The following is a 17,514-nucleotide window of genomic DNA, read 5'->3' as shown; positions in this document are numbered from 1 at the left end:
CTTACATCCGTTCCGGAGCCGAAACACCGAGGAGGGCGAGGCCGTTCGCCAGCACCTGGCGGGCGGCCTCGCACAGCGCGAGCCGGGCGTACGTCAGAGGGGTCGCCTCTTCGTCGCCCATGGGCAGCACGCGGCCCACGGTGTAGAACTTGTGGTAGGCGCCCGCGAGTTCTTCGAGGTAGCGCGCGATCCGGTGCGGCTCCCGCATTTCGGCGGCGCGGCGCACGGTTTCCGGGAACTCGCCGATGGTGCGGATCAGGTCGCCCTCGGCGGGCAGCGTCAGCAGTCCGAAATCGACGTCCGAACCGGACTTGAGGCCGAGGTCGGCCGCGTTGCGCTGCAGGGACGCCAGCCGCGCGTGCGCGTACTGGACGTAGTAGACGGGGTTGTCGTTGGAGTGCTTGCGCAGCAGGTCCAGGTCGACGTCCAAAGTGGAGTCCACGGAGTACCGGATCAGCTCGTAGCGGGCCGGGTCGACGCCGACGGCCTCGACGAGGTCCTCCATGGTGATCACGGTGCCCGCGCGCTTGGACATCCGCACCGGCTTGCCGTCGCTGACCAGGTTGACCATCTGGCCGATCAGCACCTCGACCGTCGCCGGGTCGTCGCCGAACGCGGCGGCCGCGGCCTTCAGGCGGGCGATGTAGCCGTGGTGGTCCGCGCCGAGCATGTAGATGCACAGGTCGAAGCCGCGGTTGCGCTTGTCCTTGAAGTAGGCCAGGTCGCCGGCGATGTAGGCCGGGTTGCCGTCCTGCTTGATGACGACGCGGTCCTTGTCGTCGCCGTACTCCGACGACTTCAGCCACCACGCGCCGTCGTTGAAGTACAGGTTCCCGGAGTCCTTCAGCTGCTGGACGGCGGCGTCGACCGCGCCCGACTCGTGCAGCGAGTTCTCGTGGAAGTAGACGTCGAAGTCGGTGCCGAACTCGTGCAGGCTCTCCCTGATCTCGGTGAACATCAGCTCGATGCCGATCCGGCGGAACGTCTCGTGGCGCTGTTCCTCCGGCAGCGACAGCGCGCTCGGCTCGGCCTTGATGACCTCGGCGGCGATGTCGTTGATGTAGCCGCCCGCGTAGCCGTCTTCCGGCGCGGGCTCGCCCTTCGCGGCGGCGATCAGGGACCGGACGAACCGGTCGATCTGGGCCCCGGCGTCGTTGAAGTAGTACTCGCGGGTGACGTCCGCACCCTGCGCGCCCAGCACCCGGCCCAGCGCGTCGCCGACCGCGGCCCAGCGGGTGCCGCCCAGGTGGATCGGGCCGGTCGGGTTCGCCGAGACGAACTCGAGGTTGATCTTCGTGCCGGCCAGCGCGTCGCCGCGGCCGAACGCGGCGCCGGCGTCGAGCACCTGGCGCACGATGTCGCCCTGCGCGGCCGCGGCGAGCCGGAAGTTGAGGAAGCCGGGGCCCGCCACCTCGGCGGAGGCGACGCCGTCGGTGGCCGCGACCGCCTCGGCGAGCGCCTCGGCGAAGTCGCGCGGCTTCAGCCCGGCCTTCTTGGCCACCTGGAGGGCCAGGTTCGTCGCGTAGTCGCCGTGGTCGGGGTTGCGCGGGCGTTCGATGGTCACCTGCTCCGGCAGCACGGCGTCGTCGATGCCGCGTGCGGCGAGCACCTGCACGGCGGAGCTGCGGACCAGGTCGGCGAGAGCGGCGGGAGTCACCTGCCGAATTCTAGGTGTGCCCAGGTCGGACGCTTTCAGCGGTCTCGGCCACGTCACGGCGGGTGGGTGTGTGAGGCGTTAACGGTGATCAGACGGCCGGTCTCTACACTGGCCCGGGCGGGAATCCGTCCGCAGCCACCAGAGGGAGAACGCGGGAGCCATGGCGAACGGGACAACTCGGAAAAAGGGGTCGGCGGTGAAGGCGGCCCGCGGTTCCGTGGTGAGCAAGAAGGGCACGCCGTGGGGCACGATCATCGCCGTCGTCGCCATCGTGGCACTGGCCGCCTCGGTGATCATCTACTACATGGTGCAGTCGGCGCCGAAGCGTGAGCAGAAGGACCGCGAGGCCGCCGCTGCGTCGTTCGCGCCGACCGCGTCGGACCCCGACCCCTCGAAGCGCATCCCCGGCGTGGTGACCGCGACCTACACGGGCAGCGTGCACGTGCTCCCGACCGAGCGCGTCGCCTACGACAAGACCCCGCCGTTCGGCGGCCCGCACGACGGCTACTGGGCCACCTGCACCGGCACGGTGTACCCGAACGCGGTCCGGACCGAGAACATGGTCCACGCGCTGGAGCACGGCGCCGTCTGGATCGCCTACAACCCGCAGCAGATCAGCGGCGACGCGCTGAACCTGCTGAAGGTCCGCGCCGAGGGCAAGCCGTACACGATGCTGTCGCCGTACCCGGGTCTCGACAAGCCGATCTCCCTGCAGTCGTGGGGGCACCAGCTGAAGCTGGACAAGGCCGACGACGCCCGCATCGACGAGTTCATCGCGGCGCTGCGCAGCAACCCGAACGGCGTCTACCCCGAGGTCGGCGCGTCCTGTGACGCCCTCGGCCCGGGCCAGTTCGACCCGGACAACCCGCCGCCGTTCGACCCGTCGAAGCCGGGCCCGGACGCCAAGCCGATGGACTACAAGGGCAGCACGGGCGCGCAGGCCGACCAGCAGACCGGTGGCATGAGCCAGCAGCCCGTCCCCTCGACCGGCGCCCCGGCGCCTTCGGCGACCCCCACCAAGTGAGCACCGAAGCCGACCTCGACGTCGAAGCTCCCGAGCAGCCGACCTGGTCCCGCTGGGTGATCATCGGCGGAACACTGCTCGCGGTGCTGCTCATCGGCGCGACGGCGGGGATGTTCCTCACCCGCACCATCGACGGCGACCCGGCGGCCGGCACCCCGGCCGCCGGGTCCGTCGAGGTCGGCTTCGCGCAGGACATGTCGACGCACCACCTGCAGGCCGTCACGATGGCCGGCTGGGCCCGCGACCACTCGACCGACCCGGAGATCCGCCAGCTGGCCTTCGACATCGAGCGCACGCAGCTCGAGCAGGTCGGCCGGATGAAGGGCTGGCTCATGCTGTGGGACCAGCCGGAGCAGGCGATCGGCGCGCCGATGAAGTGGATGACGGAACCGATGGCCGGCCACGACGGCATGGCGATGGGCACGTCCTCGGTCAACCCGGGCGCCGGCGCCCTGATGCCGGGCATGGCGACCGAGGCGGAGCTGGCCAAGCTGCGGTCGCTGTCGGGCAAGGCGCTGGACGTGTACTTCCTCCAGCTGATGCTCCGCCACCACCAGGGCGGAACCTCGATGGCCCAGTACGCGGCGGGGCATTCGAACATGACCGCGCTGCAGGCGCTGGTCCGGAGCATCCTGACGTCGCAGGGCGCGGAGATGGACCAGATGAAGCTGATGCTTTCGGGCCGGGGCGCCCAGCCACTCCCCTGACTACCAGCTGAGTTCCTGGCAGCGCCGCGCACAGTGCGGCGCTTCCACCTGCAGCGTCGCGTGCTCGATCGCGTACCGCGAAGCCAGCAGGTTCTGCGCCTCCGTCAGCACGTCCGACTGCTGCGCGGGCGGCGCCAGCGTCAGGTGCGCCGAAGCCACCTCCATCCCCGAAGTCAGCGTCCAGACGTGCAGGTCGTGCACGTCCGCCACGCCCGGGAGCGCGGCCAGCTCGGCGTTGATCGCGCCGACGTCGACGCCCTGGGGCGCGTGCTGGAACAGGATGCGCAGCGCGCGGCGGGCCAGCGTCCACGTGCGGGGCAGCACGAACAGCCCGATCGCGACACCGATGATCGGGTCGGCGTAACGCCAGCCCGTCAGCAGCGTCAGCGCGCCGCTGAGCAGCACGCCGACCGAGCCGATGAGGTCGGCCAGCACCTCGAGGTAGGCGCCGCGGACGTTGAGGCTCTCCTTCGCACCCGAGCGCAGCACGGCGAACGACACGATGTTGGCCACGAGGCCGGCCGTGGCGGCCAGCAGCACCGGCAGGCCGGGCACCGCGGGCGGGTCGCTGATCCGGCCGACGGCTTCGACGAGGACGTACCCCGCGACCCCGAACAGCAGGACCGCGTTGGCCAGGGCGGCCAGCACCTCCGCGCGGTAGAGCCCGAACGTGCGGCTGACCGTGGGACCGGTGCGCCGCGCCAGGATGATCGCGGCGAGCGCCATGCCGACCCCGAGGACGTCGGTGAACATGTGCGCCGCGTCGGAGATCAGGGCCAGCGAGCCGGTCGTGAATCCGACGATGAACTCGAGCACCATGAAGCCGGCGCCGATGCCGAGGGCGATGGTCAGGCTCCGCACGTACCGGCCCGACGCGCTCGCCGGCGCGACCGCCTGGCCGTGTCCGTGGCCGTGTCCCATTCCGCCTCCGTTCCCGGGTCACCGTCGAAGCCAAACATATAGTCGGATGCGCATATGTGCAACAGAGGGCAGCCTAAGTTCACCCACTCGAAAGCTACTCCGCGCGCCGATCGCGCCCAATCCACCAGGAGGGGTTTCCCAGCGTGCGGACAGTCACGCTTCGACGTCGACCATTCGCCGCGCAGATCGCGCAGCTTCACGCGATCGTGCGGGCCGAGCGCCGTGAGCAGTTCGGCCGCGAAACCCAGCGCCCGCTCGGCGGCGCGGTCGGCCAGCCGTTCAACGAGGCGTACTGCGCGGCGAAGTTCGCCGTCGAAGGCTTGATGGAGTCGCTCGCGCCGGTCGCCGCGGCCCAGGCGTCACCGTGTGCGTCGTCGAGCCGGGCGCGGTCGCGACGGAGTTCGCGAACTACTTCGGCGTCGACGAGCGACTCTTCGCCGAGGCCGGCCCCTACGCGGAGACCGCGACGGTTCGGCCGCCCAGCGCCTGACGAGCGGCTGGCTCGCCTAGCGCACCAGCCGGAAGAAGCCGCGCACCTGCTCGACGAACAGCCCGGGCTGCTCGAGCGCGGCGAAGTGCCCGCCGACGGGCAGCTCCTCGAACCACCGCAGATCGGTGTAGCGCTGCTCGGCCTGCCGCCGCGACGGCCGGACGATTTCCTTGGGGAACACCGAAACCCCGGCCGGAACGTCTACTGTGGACAGGTCGCGGTCGTTGTTCTCCCAGTACATCCGAGCCGACGACGCCGCCGTCGCGGTGAACCAGTAGGCGGAGATGTCGTCGAGGATCCTCTGCCGGTCGACGGCGTCCTCCGGGTGGCCCTTGTTGTCGGTCCAGGCCCAGAACTTCTCGGCGATCCAGGCGGCCTGGCCGGCGGGCGAGTCGGTGAGGCCGTAGCCGAGCGTCTGCGGCCGGGTCGCCTGCTGGGCGGAGTAGCCGGCCCCGGAGCGCCGGAACTCTTCGAGGTCGGCGAGGGCCCGCCGCTCCGCGGGCGTCGGATCGTCCTGGTCCATCCGCACCGGCGCGAAGTTGACGTGCACCCCGGCGACCCGCCCGGACCGCGCGAGGGCGTTCGAGACGGCGGCACCCCAATCGCCACCCTGCGCGCCGTAGCGGTCGTAGCCGAGCTGCTGCATGAGCTGGTCGAAGAGCTCGGCGACCCGTGCGATCTTCAGCGCGGGCTTGTCGCTCCACCCGAACCCGGGCAGCGACGGAGCGACGACGTGGAAGGCGTCCGCGGGATCCCCGCCGTACTTCGCGGGGTCCGCGAGCGGCCCGAAGACGTCGAGGAACTCGAGAACGGACCCGGGCCACCCGTGGGTCAGCACGAGCGGCAGCGCATCGGCCTCCGGCGACCGCAGGTGCACGAAGTGCAGCCCGACGCCATCGACCTCGGCCCGGAACTGCGGGAAGGCGTTGAGCCGGGCGGCGAACCCGAAGTCGTACTCCTCACCCCAGTCCCGGCACAGTTCCCGGACGTAGGAGAGCGGCACGCCCTGCGACCAGTCCTGGACGGTCTCGGCCTCGGGCCACCGAGTCCGCCGAAGCCGCTCCCGCAGGTCCGCGATATCGGCCTCATCGAGTGAGACCTGGAACGGCTTGACCATCTCGGCTCCTTCAGGTGGGCTTCCCACGCTAGCGACGTCCCGGCTAATGGACCAACTTCCATTCCGCTGACCAGCGGGTTCTTGGATGGGACCACCTGCCCGCGAGAGGTCCGGAGGATGCGCTAAGCTTTCGGAGTCGCCCAGCGATGGGCCCTCGTAGCTCAGGGGATAGAGCACTGCCCTCCGGAGGCAGGTGTCGCAGGTTCGAATCCTGCCGAGGGCACATTTTGCACAACGGCCAGTCAGCCCCTGTCGGCAGCATCGCGACAGGGGCTTTTTCGCGTCTCACTTCTCCAGCGGTGCCCCGTGCCAGCGCCACCCCGTCTGCTTCGGACGGCCCGGGACCTCCACGCGGTCCATGGCCCACAGCAGCGCCGTCCACGGGTCCAGGTCCGAAACGTCGCCCAGGTGGGGGAACAGCCTCGCCATCACCAGCGCGCAAACCGGGCGGGGTGGGTCCAGCGCCAGACCCAGGCCGCGCGCGATGTCCTCGCCGTGGACCAATACCTCCGCGCAGCCCATGGCCGCGAAGCCGGCCGGGTCCGCCGTGCCCGTCGGGTGGTACGCGCGCGCCTCCGGGGACGCCGTGCGGACCACCGCCGCGAGGATCGTGCTACCCGTCAGCGCGAACTCCAGCGCCTCGGCCGCGGGGACCCCCTTTTCCAGCACCGCAAGGAAAGGCACGTAACCGCTGGGACGGCGGGACACCACCTGAGCCGCGTACGACAGCAAACAGTCGCCGATGTGCTCCGCCGTGTGCCACGCGTCCAGGTCGCCCGTGCCCGCCGCCGTCGTCCAGTCCTTCGTCGCCGCCGGGCGCAAACCCTCGGCGAGGCAAGCGATCGACGCGTCGAGGTCCGCTGCGGAAACAGGCTTCATGATCGTGACCCTAGCCGGTAGTTTCCCGGTGCGACACCGAACTCACGCTTGAACGCGTGCGAAAACGCGAAAGGCGAGCCATAGCCGACCCTCGAAGCGATCGACGGCAACGGAAGATCGGTGTCCTGCAGCAAACGCGCCGCCGTGGTCAGGCGCCACCACGTCAAGTACGCCATCGGCGGACGGCCCGTCAACGCCGTGAACCGGCGGGCGAGCGTCGCACGGGACAGGCCCGCCCGAGATGCCAGGTCCTCGATGCGCCACGGCACCTCGGGATTCCCGTGCAACGCCTCCAGCGCCGCCGCGATCGCGGGGTCGTGCAACGCCTGGGGCCAGCCCTCGCCCGGGTTTCCTTCCAGCCACGCGCGGATCAGGTACACCAGCACCACGTCCAGCAGACCGGTGAGGACGGTCGCCGAGCCCGGGCGGTGCGAAGTCGCCTCCGCGCCGAGCAGCTCGATCGCCGCCCGGAGTTCCGGGGCACCGCCGACCCGGGCGGGGATGTGCACCACCTCCGGCAGGCTCGCCAGCACCGGGTGGCGGCGCGCCTGGGACAGGCGGTACTTGCCGCACAGGAACTCCGTCCGGCCGTCCGGCTCGGGGACCGCCGTCTCGAACGGCACCGCGCCCGACGCGTCCGGCCGCGACGACAGCGTGTGCGCGCTGCCGTGCGGGACCAGGACCACGTCGCCCGCGCCCAGGGGTACCGGCTCGCCGTCGGCCGGGATCAGCCAGCCGCTGCCGCGCAGCAGCACGTGGAAGCCCGCGCCCTCGTACGGCGCGAAGCCGTAGCACCACTCGGCGCCGGCGCTCAGCCGGTTCGACGTCGGCTGCCCGATCCGTACCGCGGTGATCGCGTCACTCAACAGGTCCACGTCGCCAGTATAAGACGATCGCGCATCAAAGTGAGCAGTCAAGACATTGGAAAGCTCAAGCGAGAGCGTCAGAGTGAAGGTATGCACATCGGTGACGTCGAAGTCGTGAGGGTCCTCGAGTGGCAGGGCGAGATCGCCCCCGCCCGGACCATCGTCCCCAGCCCGCCCGAGCTCTGGCAGGACAACGCCCGCTGGCTCGCGCCCGACCACTGGAACCCCGACACGGGCGGCTACCGCGGCGCCGTCCAGACCTGGGTGCTGCGCAGCGAAGGCCGGACCATCCTCGTCGACACCGGCGTCGGCAACGACCGCGACCGCCCGCAGATCCCGCTGTTCGACCACCTGACGACGGACTTCCTCAGCCGGCTCCAGGCTGCCGGTGTCCGGCCCGAAGACGTCGACGTCGTCGTCAACACCCACATCCACTACGACCACGTCGGCTGGAACACCCTGCTGCGCAACGGCGAATGGGTGCCGGCCTTCCCCAACGCCACGTACCTGATCCCCCGCGCCGACCAGGCGTACTTCGACCCGCGCAACGCCCACCGGCGGCCCGCCCCGCGCACCGCGCACGACCAGCTGCGCCGCGAAGGCAGCCTGCTCGTCTACGCCGACAGCATCGCCCCCGTGCTCGGCAAAGCCGTGCTGTGGGAGGGAAAGCACCGCATCGACCGCAACCTGACCCTCGAACCCGCGCCCGGTCACACGCCCGGCTCGTCCGTCGTCCGCCTGGCCTCCGGTGGAGACCGCGCCGTCTTCGTCGGCGACCTCCTGCACAGCCCCGTCCAGATCCTCGAACCCCAGCACAGCAGCTGCTTCTGCGAAGACGCACAGCAAGCCGCCGCCACCCGGCGCCGCGTCCTCGAACGCGCCGCCGACAACCGCGAGCTCGTCGTCCCGGCCCACTTCGCCGGCCCGGGCGCGGCGGAAGTCCGGCGCGACGGCAGCCGGTTCGCCATCCGGCGCTGGGCGGGCGATCCTGTCGAGAACCTGTGAACCGGACGGATCCGGCACTGCCGTGCGCCTCCGGGCGTTGTCAGGGGGACAAGGAGGAACCATGGGTGCACTAGGGACACTGCTCGGCTTCGCGCTGAGCCTGTACCTGCTCGTGCTGATCGCGCGGATGGTGCTGGACTGGGTGGGGATGCTGGCCGACAGCCCGCCGTGGACGCGGCGCGCGCGGAGCCTGGCCTACTCGGCCACCGAGCCGGTCATCGGGCCGGTGCGGCGGGTCGTGCGGCCGGTGCGGATCGGCGGGATCTCCCTCGACCTCGCCTTCACGCTGGTCTTCATCGGGGTGATCGTGCTGCGGGGGATCGTGTTCGCGCTCTAGAGGCTGCCGCGGTACCCCGCGGCCAGCCGATCGATGCTGCGCTCCAGTTCGCTGCGGACCCCGCGCAGGTCGACGCCGTCGGGGTCGATCAGCGCCTGCATCGAGATGCCCCGCAGCTGCGCCAGCAGCGCTCCCGCGTACGCGTCGGCGTCGCGGACCCCGGTGATCGAGCCGTCCGCGACGCCGCTGGCCAGGGTCTGGGCGATGGCGAACCGGAACCGGCGGTCGGCCTCGGTCAGCGCGCCGCGCAGGGCCGAGTACTCCGCCGCCGCGTCGCCCCAGCACGCCAGGAAGGCCTGGTTGAGCGTCGGCATCGTGCGGATCAGCTCGAAGATGATGTCGAGCAGCGCGCGCAGCATGTCCATCGGCGTCGCGGTGGCCGAACCGGTCCGGGCCGCGACGGCCTCGCTGTAGGCGGTGGTGAACTCCTCGACGGCGTACTCGACCAGCCGCTGGCCGAGCCCGTCCTTGTCACCGAAGTGCTGGAAGATGACGGACCGCGCGTAGCCGGACCGCGCGCAGACGGCGCCGAGCTTCAGCCGGCCGAAGCCCTCGTCGGCGACGAGGTGCGCGGCGGCGTTGAGGATGCGCGCCTCGACGGCGGCATCCTCGCCGTCCTGCGGGATCCGGTCTGCGGCGGAGCGGTCCACGCGCGCCATGCTAGCCACTCGAACCGGACACCACCGGCCGGACGGTCAGCGGATCGTGCGTGGACCGTCAGCGCGGCGGAGCACCTTGGGGTCATCAGCACCGACCCGAGAGGACACTCCGATGACAACGAAGACCGTGCTCGTGTCCGGGGCCAGCATCGCCGGCCCGTCCGCGGCCTACTGGCTGCACCGCCACGGCTACCGCGTGACCGTCGTCGAGACCGCGCCCGCGCTGCGGCCCGGCGGGCAGGCCGTCGACTTCCGGGGTGAGCAGGTCAAGCTCCTGCGGGCGATGGGCATCCTCGACGACGTCCACCGCTTCGAGACCGCCATGGGCGACCAGACCGTGCTCGGCCTCGACGCGCGGCCCCAGCTGACCGTGCCCGGCGCCGCCTGGAGCGGGGAGGTCGAGATCCTCCGCGGCGACCTCGCGCGGATCCTCTACGAGCACACCAAGGACTACACCGAGTACGTCTTCGGCGACCGCGTCACGAGCCTGACCGAGACGGCGGGCGGCGTCGACGTCACCTTCCGCCACGGCGCGCCACGGCGGTTCGACCTCGTCGTCGGGGCCGACGGCGTGCACTCCGGCGTGCGGGCCGCCGCCTTCGGGCCCGAAGAGGGCTTCCGCCGCGACCTCGGATTCGGGATCGCCGGGTTCACCGCCCCCAACCACCTCGGGCTCGACCACGCGAGCGTGATGTACAACGAGCCCGGCCGTGGCCTGACCGTCGGCAGCCACCGCCTCCCGGACCGGCTGCACGTCGGCCTGGTCTTCGCCGCCGACGGCGTCGAGTTCCGCCGCCGCACCCCCGACGAGCAGCGTGCCTTGGTCGCGCGGCTCTTCGCGGACACCGGTTGGGAAACGCCGAAACTCCTCGAGGCGCTGCCGGACGCGGACGACCTGTACGTCGATTCGATCAGCCAGATCCACCTCGGCCGCTGGTCGAAGGGCCGGGTCGTGCTGCTCGGCGATGCCGCGTGGTGCGCCGGCCCCGGCGGCTCCGGCACCGGCCTCGCGATGATGGGCGCCCAGGTGCTGGCCGGCGAGCTCGCGGCGGCCGGCGGCGACCACGTGACGGCGTTCGCGAAGTACGAGGAGCGCCTCCGCAAGCCGGCCACGGTCGGGCAGAAGAACGGCAGGGGCTCGGGCAACTTCCTCGCGCCGCGCACCGCCGCGAAGATCCGCAGCCGCAACCGCGCCTACCGGATGCTGAGCACGCGGCTGTTCGGCAGGGTGTTCACCTGGATGACCGATCGCGCGGCCAACGCGCTGGAATATCGTGAGTACCCCGCGCTCACGTCGGCGTGAGGCGACGATCTTCGTCTCATCGGGGGACTCGGCTGGCGACCCGGCGTGGCCTGCGTCACTCTTGCCGCCATGTCACCACGTCGGGCCGCCGACGCCCCGGTCCGGACGGCGTTCGCCGGCCTGACCGTGCTGGCGCTGGGCGTGCTCACGGCGCTCAACGCGCGCTCCCTGCCCGTGATCGGTGACGGCACCACCTACGCCGCCGAGTTCACCGAGGCGGCCGGCGTGTCCGAGGGCAACGACGTCCGCATCGCTGGGGTCGAGGTCGGCCGCGTCTCGGACGTCGAGTTGCGCGGCGACCACGTGCTGATTTCCTTCCGGGTCAAGGGCGCGTGGCTGGGTGACACGACAGGCGCGGCGATCCGGCTGAAGACCGTGCTCGGCCAGAAGTACCTCGCGCTGGACCCGCAGGGCGACGGGACGCTCGACCCCGGCAAGCCGATCCCGCGGTCGCGCACCAGCGTTCCCTACGACATCCTCGCGGCGTTCGGGGAGCTGTCGTCCACTGTGGACAGGATCGACACCACCCGGCTGGCGAAGAGTTTCGACACGCTGTCGGCGACGCTGGCGAACACCCCGCAGAGCGTCCGCGCGGCGCTCACCGGACTGTCGCGGCTGTCGGACACGCTCGCCACGCGCGACCAGCAGCTCGCCACCCTGCTGGGCAACACGCGGGTGGTCTCGCAGACGCTCGTCGACCGCGACGCCGCCGTGCGGCAGCTCCTCGACGACGGGAACCAGCTGCTCGCCGAGGTCGGCGACCGCGAACAGGCGATCAGCTCCCTGCTCGACGGCTCGCGCCGGCTCGCCACCGAACTGTCCGGGCTGATCAGCGACAACGACACGCGGCTGGGTCCGCTGCTCACCCAGCTCGACCAGCTGACGTCGATGCTGCAGCGCAACCAGGACGCGCTCGCCGCCGGCATCCGGGCGTTCGCGCCGCTGGTCCGGCTCGGCACCAACCTCTCCGGGAACGGCCGGTGGGTCGACGGCTACCTGTGCGGGCTCGTCCTGCCGTCGTTCGGCCCGCTGAACGAAGCAGGCTGCCACGGCTGAGCCCGCGTGGCATGCTGACGCCGTGCGATACCTGCTCCTGCTGTGCGGTGACGAAAGCGCCGCGGCGGCGGCCGGCCCGGAGATGGCGCGGCGCTGCCACGAATGGGCCGCCGAGGCCGAACGGCGCGGCGTCCGGCAGGCCGGCACGGGCCTGCGTCCGCCGGCCGAGGCGAAGACGATCCGGGTGCGCGACGGCGAAGTGCTGCTGACCGACGGCCCGTTCGCCGAGACCAAGGAGCAGGTGGGCGGCTACAACATCCTCGAATGCGCGGACCGGTCGACGGCCCTCGAGGTCGCGTCGCGGCACCCGTGGGCCGAGGTCGGCACGCTGGAGCTGCGCGAAATCCTCGACGGGCCGCCTACGGCTTCGTGATCTTCACCGTCACCTGGTTGTCGCTGTAGGTAGGCGACGTACTCCGTCCAGGCGCGGTACTCGTGCCGCTTCCAGCCGGGGAAGTCGAAGAACTCGTCGAAGTGCACGATGCTGCCCGCGCGCAGCCGTGGGGCCGACGACCGGTTCGGCACCCGGGACGTCCGGCAGATCGTCGCGGGCGAAGACGTTGCTTTCCAGCGCGGCGTCCTGATCGCCGGAGTAGACGATGTCGCGCCGGCTGCGGATCTCGAACTCCACCACCCGATCGAGGACCCGGGACGGTACCTCGCCTCACCGCACGATGAGCCGGAACCCCGCGTCCCACTCCGTCCGGGTCAGCAGCTCCGCGTGCTCCTCGTGCCACCGCCCGGACTCCAGATCGGCCCGCAATCGGGCCATTCCCCGGAGCACCGCCTCGGGCGACGTCTGCGCGAGCGCCGAGCACGACCGCCGGACCGCCGGATCGAGGTAGGCCTCCGGACGGCGCCAGTGGGCCGGGAACACGCCGTCCGTGAAGTCCCACGGCACCGGCAGCTCGACGACCGAAGCCGCGCCCAGGAAGTCCGCGATCTCCGGTGCCGAGGGACGCGACCGTTCGAGCAGGGCCACCTCCGGCACGTACTCCCGCACGAGCCAGAAGTCGTTGTGCAGCGCGGTGTCGTAGGCGAGGACGACCTGCCGGGAAGCGACCCGGCGAAGCTCGTCGAGACCGCGGCGCCAGTCCCGCCAGTGGTGCACGGTCAGCACCGCCAGAGCCGCGTCGAAGGCACCGTCGGCGAACGGCAACGCCTCGGCGACCGCCCGCACCACCGGCGCGGCGTCAGGACGCCGTTGCCGGATCATTTCCGCCGACGGCTCCACCGCGACGACGCGCCGCGCGGGCGGCTCGTACGACCCCGTCCCGGAACCGACGTCGAGCACGGAAGCGGCCGAGCCGAGCGCGTCGAGCACCGGCGTCAGCCACCGCGGGTCGGTTCGCCTCCCCCGCGCGTAGCCGACGCCGATCTCGTCGTAGCGCGTCATCAGCGCTCCGGGCCGTCGCCGCCGTTCTGCTCGGCCAGGAACCGCTCGAACTGGGACCCGAGCTCCTCCGCGGTCGGCATGTGCTCGACCGATTCGGCGAGCAGCGAACCCCGCTCGGAAGCCTCGATGAACGTGTCGTACTGCCGCTCGAGCGCGCGGACGACGTCGGCGACCTCGTCGGACTCCGCGACCTGGCGGTTGATCTCGGCGTCGGCGAGCTCCGCCGCGGTGCGCAGTTCGCCTTCGGCCAGGCTCAGGCCGGTCGAGCGGCTCAGGGCGTCGAGCACGACCAGCGACGAGGCCGGGTACGTCGACTGCGCCAGGTAGTGCGGCACGTGCGCGGCGAACCCGATGGCGTCGTGGCCCCACTCGCCGAGCCGGTACTCCAGCAGCGCGGCCAGGCTGCCCGGCACCTGCAGCCGGTTCGGCAGCGGCTGGTGCTCGCCGACCAGGTCCTGCCGGGTCGCGTGCACCGTGACGCCGAGCGGGCGGGTGTGCGGCGCGCCCATCGGGATGCCGTGGAAACCGGCGGTGAGCCGGACGCCCCAGCGTTCGATCAGGTTCCGGACCGCGCGGCAGAACCGCTCCCAGTCGTGGTCGGGTTCCGGGCCGGACAGCAGGAGGAAGGGCGTCCCGTCGCCGTCGTGCAGCAGGTGGACGACCAGTTCCGGCGCGTCGTAGTCCTCCCAGTGGTCCACGGCGTAGGTCATCGTCGGCCGGCGCGAGCGGTAGTCGATGAGCCGGTCGACGTCGAAGCGCGCGACCACCCGGTGCTCGCCGGCGAGCAGGTGCTCGGCCAGCAGACGGCCCGCCGAACCGGCGTCCATGAACCCTTCGAAGTGGTGCATCAGCACCGCCCCGGTCAGGTCGGGGACGTCCGAGTCCACCTCGTACAGGTCGTCGGGATCGGGTCCCACCGGGTCCTCCTGCTCGCTGACAAGTCAATCCTTCAAGCACAACACACCCCGACGGCGAATCCATTCCTCCGACGGTGTGGCCGATCGTAACGGCATGCGATGGAGGCCGGACCGGATCGGCCTCGATGAAACTTCGATGACACATGTCGTGGGCACGCAAGGCGCCGATCGGGCACGCTTGACCTGTGACCGAACACAGTACGAACACAGCGGCGTTGCGGCTGCGGCCGCCCGCGCACCGGGTCAGCCGGCGGGCCATCGGCTACTGGACGGTGACCGCCGCGCTCCTGTGGATCGTGCTGATCGGGGTGCAGACGGTCATCGTCGTGACCAGCGACGATCCACCGTCGTTCCTCGACGTCACGCTGATCATCTCGTGCGTGCTCGCTCCGCTGCACCTCGTCGTGATGCCGCAGTGGCGCTACCGCGTGCACCGCTGGGAGGTCACCGGCGAGGCCGTCTACACCCAGGCCGGCTGGCTGAAGCAGGAGTGGCGGATCGCGCCGGTGTCGCGGATCCAGACCGTCGACATCGAGCGCGACCCCTTCGAGCAGCTCTTCGGGCTGGCGAAGATCACCGTGACGACGGCGTCCGCGGCGGGCCCGCTGCGCATCGCGGGCCTGCGGCACGACCGCGCGCTCGAGCTGGCCGACGAGCTCACGAAGACCACGCAGGCCGTCCGGGGCGACGCGACATGAGCAGTACCGAAGCCCTCGTGACGCCTCCCGCCGAGGGGACGCAGGACGCGCCGTGGCACCGCCTGGACCGGCGCATGCTGCTCATCCGGCCGGTGCTGGACCTGGTGCGCTCGCTGCCGGTGCTGCTGGGCGCGCTGCTCGTCGGGCAGGGCGAGCCGTGGCAGTGGGTCGGTCTGATCTTCACCGCGATCGCCGTGTTCACCGGGGTCTCGCACGTGCTGACTTCGCGCTACCGGATCACCGGAACCCAGATCGAGTGGCACACCGGGCTGCTGCTGCGCAAGCAGCGCGCCATCCCCCGCGACCGGATCCGCACGGTCGACGTCACCTCCGAGCCGAAGCACCGGCTGTTCAAGCTGGCGGCCGCGCGCATCGGCACCGGGCGGCACTCGGGCGGCAAGGGGCCGGGCAAGGACGAACTCGTCCTCGACGCCGTCACGATCGCCGAAGCGCAGCGGCTGCGGACGCTCCTGCTGCACCGCAAGGCCGTGGAGACGGAGACCGAAGCCGCCCCCGCGCCGCCCGAGCAGGTCGTCGCCGTCGTCGACAAGAAGTGGCTGCGGTACGCGCCGTTCACGCTGTCCGGGCTGGCGGTGGTCGGCGCCGCCGTCGGCACCGTCTACCACTTCGCGCACGAACTGCACTTCGACCCGATCCAGTTTTCGCTGGTCCAGACGGTCGTCGGGCACTTCGCCGACACCCCGACGTGGGTGAGCCTGGTGCTGGCCGCCGCCGGGCTGCTCGTGCTCGTCTCGCTGCTGTCGATCGGCGGGTACGTGCTGTCGTTCTGGAACTTCCGGCTCACCCGCGAGCCCGCCGGCACGCTGCACATCCGGCGCGGCCTGATCACGACGCGCTCGGTGTCGATCGAGGAGGACCGCCTGCGCGGCGTGGAAATCCGCGAGCCGCTGCCGCTGCGGCTGGCCGGCGGCGCCCGCTGCGTCGCCATCGCCGGCGGCCTGCGCGAGGGCAAGGGCGCGGACAAGAGCGGCGGGCTGCTGCTCCCGCCCGCGCCGCTCGCGAAAGCCCACGAGGTCGTCGCGAAGGTGCTCGGCGAGGACCCGGCCGCGACGCCGCTGGTGCGCCACCCGCGCCGGGCGCTGTACCGGCGGCTCTCCCGGGCCGTCATCGGGGTGCTGGTGCTCGCCGCGGCGCTGTACGGCCTGGCGTGGCTCGGGGCGCTGCCGGACTGGCCGTGGCAGGCCGCGCTCGTCCTCGTGCCGTTCGCCGCGCTGGTCGGCTGGGACCGCTACCGCGGCCTCGGGCACGCCCTCACCGGCCGCTACCTCGTGACGCGCTCGGGGTCGCTCGACCGCGGCACCGCGGCGGTCCGCTGCGACGGCATGACCGGCGTCGTCGTCGAACGCTCGTACTTCCAGCGCCGGGCCGGGCTGGTCACGATCATCGCGCCGGTCGCCGCGGGCAAGGGGCACTACCGCGTGCTCGACGTCGGCGAGGCCGACGGGCTCGCGCTGGCCGACCGGACCGTCCCCGGCCTGCTGACGCCGTTTCTGGAGCGGGCTGAGCACTCCGAAGTACTACAAGAATAAGTGAATCAGCGCATTTCGAGTGGAAATTGACCCGCGGCGAGAATGCTGGCCTTCGTTTAACACAACGTGCTAATTTATTCACCCCGTGTGATAGCGAAGGTCGTTTTTGTCTCACCGAGAGGTCATGATGACGCCTGCCGTCAGTGCCGCCAGTGCCGTTGACGGTCCCGCCACCACCGCTCCCCGCCGCACCCCCGGCGCAAGCAGTTCCCGGAAGGTCCTCCAGCTGCTCCTCGCCTTTTCCGAACGTCGCTGGGAGGCCAGCGTCGCCGAGCTCGCCGCGACGATCGGCACCCCGGTCGCGACGACCTACCGCTACGTCGCCCTGCTCAAGGAGCTGCAGCTGCTCGAAGAGGGCCGGGCCGGGCACTACCACCTCACCAGCCAGGTGATGCCGCTCGCGCGCGCCGCGCAGCTGGCGAACGACCTCGTGCGGCTGGCCAAACCGTCGATGGAGGAAGCCGCGCGCGAGCTCGGCGAGACGGTGATGCTCTTCCAGCAGTTCGGCGACGCCGCCGTGTGCGCGGATCGCGTGGAGTGCGACCGCGCCATGCGGTTCACGTTCGAGCCGGGGCATTCCGTGCCGCTCGGCGTCGGCGCGTCGGGGAAGATGCTGCTCGCGCTGCTGCCGGAAATGGAGCGCGAGCGGCGGCTGGCACCGATCGTCGAGCAGCGGGGCGCGCACGTGCGTGACGAGCTCAAGCACGCGCTGGAGAACCGGTTTTCGGTCAGTTCCGGGGAAATCGACGAAGGCGTCTGGGCGTGTTCGGTGCCGGTGCCCACCTACGGGCGGCGGCCGACCGTGCTGAGCCTGGCCGGCCCGGCCGCGCGGATCACCGACGAGGCGCGGTACACCGCGATCACCGCCCTGCAGGGGTACGCGAACCGCATCCAGCGCACGATTTCGTCTTATTCGCTGTGAAAATCCCGGC

The 17,514-nt window shown here is 71.3% G+C and carries 20 protein-coding genes and 1 tRNA gene; 12 read left to right on the top strand and 9 right to left on the bottom strand.

The window, feature by feature from the left end; all coding sequences use genetic code 11:
• Position 1: 1 nt before the first annotated feature.
• Positions 2–1,657, bottom strand: a complete 1,656-nt coding sequence (gene argS / locus AB0M83_RS21140) for an arginine--tRNA ligase (protein ID WP_364519427.1) — start codon at positions 1,655–1,657, stop codon at positions 2–4.
• 196 nt (positions 1,658–1,853) lie between these two features.
• Here argS and AB0M83_RS21135 point away from each other — a divergent pair, with 196 nt between their 5' ends.
• Together AB0M83_RS21135 and AB0M83_RS21130 are read left to right on the top strand one after the other, a co-directional pair.
• Positions 1,854–2,681: a DUF3105 domain-containing protein gene (locus AB0M83_RS21135; RefSeq protein WP_364519425.1), complete on the top strand. Its 828-nt coding sequence runs from the start codon at positions 1,854–1,856 to the stop codon at positions 2,679–2,681.
• The gene (locus tag AB0M83_RS21130; protein WP_364519423.1) at positions 2,678–3,388 is read left to right on the top strand and encodes a DUF305 domain-containing protein; all 711 of its coding nucleotides are present in this window, start codon (positions 2,678–2,680) and stop codon (positions 3,386–3,388) included. The genes AB0M83_RS21135 and AB0M83_RS21130 overlap by 4 nt, the downstream gene beginning before the upstream one ends.
• Here AB0M83_RS21130 and AB0M83_RS21125 read toward each other — a convergent pair whose 3' ends face one another.
• Entirely contained in the window at positions 3,389–4,309 is a 921-nt protein-coding gene (locus AB0M83_RS21125) for a cation diffusion facilitator family transporter (RefSeq protein ID WP_364519421.1), read from the bottom strand. It lies immediately after the preceding gene.
• 364 nt (positions 4,310–4,673) lie between these two features.
• Here AB0M83_RS21125 and AB0M83_RS21120 point away from each other — a divergent pair, with 364 nt between their 5' ends.
• Complete coding sequence (locus AB0M83_RS21120; protein WP_364519419.1) at positions 4,674–4,799, top strand: hypothetical protein; 126 nt, start codon at positions 4,674–4,676, stop codon at positions 4,797–4,799.
• 16 nt (positions 4,800–4,815) lie between these two features.
• Here the strand turns inward: AB0M83_RS21120 and AB0M83_RS21115 are convergent, their stop codons facing one another.
• Positions 4,816–5,916, bottom strand: a complete 1,101-nt coding sequence (locus AB0M83_RS21115; protein WP_364519417.1) for an epoxide hydrolase family protein — start codon at positions 5,914–5,916, stop codon at positions 4,816–4,818.
• Positions 5,917–6,066: 150 nt separating this feature from the next.
• On the opposite strand from AB0M83_RS21115, the gene AB0M83_RS21110 reads away from it, so the two are divergent.
• Positions 6,067–6,139 (top strand) — tRNA-Arg (locus tag AB0M83_RS21110).
• Between the two features lie 62 nt (positions 6,140–6,201).
• Here the strand turns inward: AB0M83_RS21110 and AB0M83_RS21105 are convergent.
• Complete coding sequence (locus tag AB0M83_RS21105) at positions 6,202–6,795, bottom strand: hypothetical protein (RefSeq protein ID WP_364519416.1); 594 nt, start codon at positions 6,793–6,795, stop codon at positions 6,202–6,204.
• Entirely contained in the window at positions 6,792–7,670 is an 879-nt protein-coding gene (locus AB0M83_RS21100) for an AraC family transcriptional regulator (protein WP_364519414.1), read from the bottom strand. The genes AB0M83_RS21105 and AB0M83_RS21100 overlap by 4 nt, the downstream gene beginning before the upstream one ends.
• Before the next feature lie 81 nt (positions 7,671–7,751).
• Here AB0M83_RS21100 and AB0M83_RS21095 point away from each other — a divergent pair, with 81 nt between their 5' ends.
• Entirely contained in the window at positions 7,752–8,666 is a 915-nt protein-coding gene (locus AB0M83_RS21095; protein ID WP_364519412.1) for an MBL fold metallo-hydrolase, read from the top strand.
• A gap of 61 nt (positions 8,667–8,727) precedes the next feature.
• Positions 8,728–9,003: a YggT family protein gene (locus tag AB0M83_RS21090; protein ID WP_155541239.1), complete on the top strand. Its 276-nt coding sequence runs from the start codon at positions 8,728–8,730 to the stop codon at positions 9,001–9,003.
• On the opposite strand, the gene AB0M83_RS21085 is transcribed toward AB0M83_RS21090, so the two are convergent.
• Complete coding sequence (locus tag AB0M83_RS21085; RefSeq protein WP_364519410.1) at positions 9,000–9,662, bottom strand: TetR/AcrR family transcriptional regulator; 663 nt, start codon at positions 9,660–9,662, stop codon at positions 9,000–9,002. The genes AB0M83_RS21090 and AB0M83_RS21085 overlap by 4 nt on opposite strands.
• Before the next feature lie 112 nt (positions 9,663–9,774).
• Here AB0M83_RS21085 and AB0M83_RS21080 point away from each other — a divergent pair, with 112 nt between their 5' ends.
• The 3 genes from AB0M83_RS21080 (at position 9,775) to AB0M83_RS21070 (ending at position 12,394) form a co-directional block, all read left to right on the top strand.
• Positions 9,775–10,965: an FAD-dependent monooxygenase gene (locus tag AB0M83_RS21080; protein ID WP_364519408.1), complete on the top strand. Its 1,191-nt coding sequence runs from the start codon at positions 9,775–9,777 to the stop codon at positions 10,963–10,965.
• Between the two features lie 69 nt (positions 10,966–11,034).
• The gene (locus AB0M83_RS21075) at positions 11,035–12,021 is read left to right on the top strand and encodes an MCE family protein (protein ID WP_364519406.1); all 987 of its coding nucleotides are present in this window, start codon (positions 11,035–11,037) and stop codon (positions 12,019–12,021) included.
• Between the two features lie 22 nt (positions 12,022–12,043).
• On the top strand, positions 12,044–12,394 hold the full coding sequence (locus AB0M83_RS21070; RefSeq protein WP_364519404.1) for a YciI family protein: 351 nt from the start codon (positions 12,044–12,046) through the stop codon (positions 12,392–12,394).
• Positions 12,395–12,403: 9 nt separating this feature from the next.
• Here the strand turns inward: AB0M83_RS21070 and AB0M83_RS21065 are convergent, their stop codons facing one another.
• Genes AB0M83_RS21065 through AB0M83_RS21055 form a run of 3 tightly spaced genes read right to left on the bottom strand, consistent with a single transcriptional unit; the run spans position 12,404 to position 14,334 of the window.
• A complete protein-coding gene (locus tag AB0M83_RS21065; RefSeq protein ID WP_364519402.1) occupies positions 12,404–12,652 on the bottom strand; it encodes a hypothetical protein in 249 nt (82 codons plus the stop codon).
• A gap of 33 nt (positions 12,653–12,685) precedes the next feature.
• Entirely contained in the window at positions 12,686–13,417 is a 732-nt protein-coding gene (locus AB0M83_RS21060) for a class I SAM-dependent methyltransferase (protein WP_364519400.1), read from the bottom strand.
• Positions 13,417–14,334 carry a PAC2 family protein gene (locus AB0M83_RS21055; protein ID WP_364519398.1) on the bottom strand — a complete coding sequence of 306 codons (918 nt, stop codon included), beginning with the start codon at positions 14,332–14,334 and terminating at the stop codon, positions 13,417–13,419. The genes AB0M83_RS21060 and AB0M83_RS21055 overlap by 1 nt, the downstream gene beginning before the upstream one ends.
• A gap of 185 nt (positions 14,335–14,519) precedes the next feature.
• On the opposite strand from AB0M83_RS21055, the gene AB0M83_RS21050 reads away from it, so the two are divergent.
• The 3 genes from AB0M83_RS21050 to AB0M83_RS21040 all read left to right on the top strand — a co-directional run bounded on the left by AB0M83_RS21050 (position 14,520) and on the right by AB0M83_RS21040 (position 17,504).
• Entirely contained in the window at positions 14,520–15,032 is a 513-nt protein-coding gene (locus AB0M83_RS21050; protein WP_364519396.1) for a PH domain-containing protein, read from the top strand.
• The gene (locus AB0M83_RS21045) at positions 15,029–16,582 is read left to right on the top strand and encodes a PH domain-containing protein (protein ID WP_364519394.1); all 1,554 of its coding nucleotides are present in this window, start codon (positions 15,029–15,031) and stop codon (positions 16,580–16,582) included. The genes AB0M83_RS21050 and AB0M83_RS21045 overlap by 4 nt, the downstream gene beginning before the upstream one ends.
• A gap of 127 nt (positions 16,583–16,709) precedes the next feature.
• A complete protein-coding gene (locus tag AB0M83_RS21040) occupies positions 16,710–17,504 on the top strand; it encodes a helix-turn-helix domain-containing protein (RefSeq protein WP_364519460.1) in 795 nt (264 codons plus the stop codon).
• The last annotated feature ends 10 nt before the right edge of the window (positions 17,505–17,514 follow it).

The organism is Amycolatopsis sp. NPDC051106 (assembly GCF_040682775.1).
In the GTDB taxonomy this organism is placed as follows: Bacteria; Actinomycetota; Actinomycetes; order Mycobacteriales; family Pseudonocardiaceae; genus Amycolatopsis.
This window is presented reverse-complemented; position numbering and strand designations above follow the sequence as displayed.

What these genes read in the sequence shown, in the direction of transcription:
- AB0M83_RS21125 (WP_364519421.1), bottom strand. Translation starts at nt 4,309, where the DNA reads ATGGGACACGGCCACGGACACGGCCAGGCGGTCGCGCCGGCGAGCGCG.
- AB0M83_RS21115 (WP_364519417.1), bottom strand. Translation starts at nt 5,916, where the DNA reads ATGGTCAAGCCGTTCCAGGTCTCACTCGATGAGGCCGATATCGCGGAC.
- AB0M83_RS21105 (WP_364519416.1), bottom strand. Translation starts at nt 6,795, where the DNA reads ATGAAGCCTGTTTCCGCAGCGGACCTCGACGCGTCGATCGCTTGCCTC.
- AB0M83_RS21095 (WP_364519412.1), top strand. Translation starts at nt 7,752, where the DNA reads ATGCACATCGGTGACGTCGAAGTCGTGAGGGTCCTCGAGTGGCAGGGC.
- AB0M83_RS21090 (WP_155541239.1), top strand. Translation starts at nt 8,728, where the DNA reads ATGGGTGCACTAGGGACACTGCTCGGCTTCGCGCTGAGCCTGTACCTG.
- AB0M83_RS21085 (WP_364519410.1), bottom strand. Translation starts at nt 9,662, where the DNA reads ATGGCGCGCGTGGACCGCTCCGCCGCAGACCGGATCCCGCAGGACGGC.
- AB0M83_RS21080 (WP_364519408.1), top strand. Translation starts at nt 9,775, where the DNA reads ATGACAACGAAGACCGTGCTCGTGTCCGGGGCCAGCATCGCCGGCCCG.
- AB0M83_RS21075 (WP_364519406.1), top strand. Translation starts at nt 11,035, where the DNA reads ATGTCACCACGTCGGGCCGCCGACGCCCCGGTCCGGACGGCGTTCGCC.
- AB0M83_RS21060 (WP_364519400.1), bottom strand. Translation starts at nt 13,417, where the DNA reads ATGACGCGCTACGACGAGATCGGCGTCGGCTACGCGCGGGGGAGGCGA.
- AB0M83_RS21045 (WP_364519394.1), top strand. Translation starts at nt 15,029, where the DNA reads ATGAGCAGTACCGAAGCCCTCGTGACGCCTCCCGCCGAGGGGACGCAG.
- AB0M83_RS21040 (WP_364519460.1), top strand. Translation starts at nt 16,710, where the DNA reads ATGACGCCTGCCGTCAGTGCCGCCAGTGCCGTTGACGGTCCCGCCACC.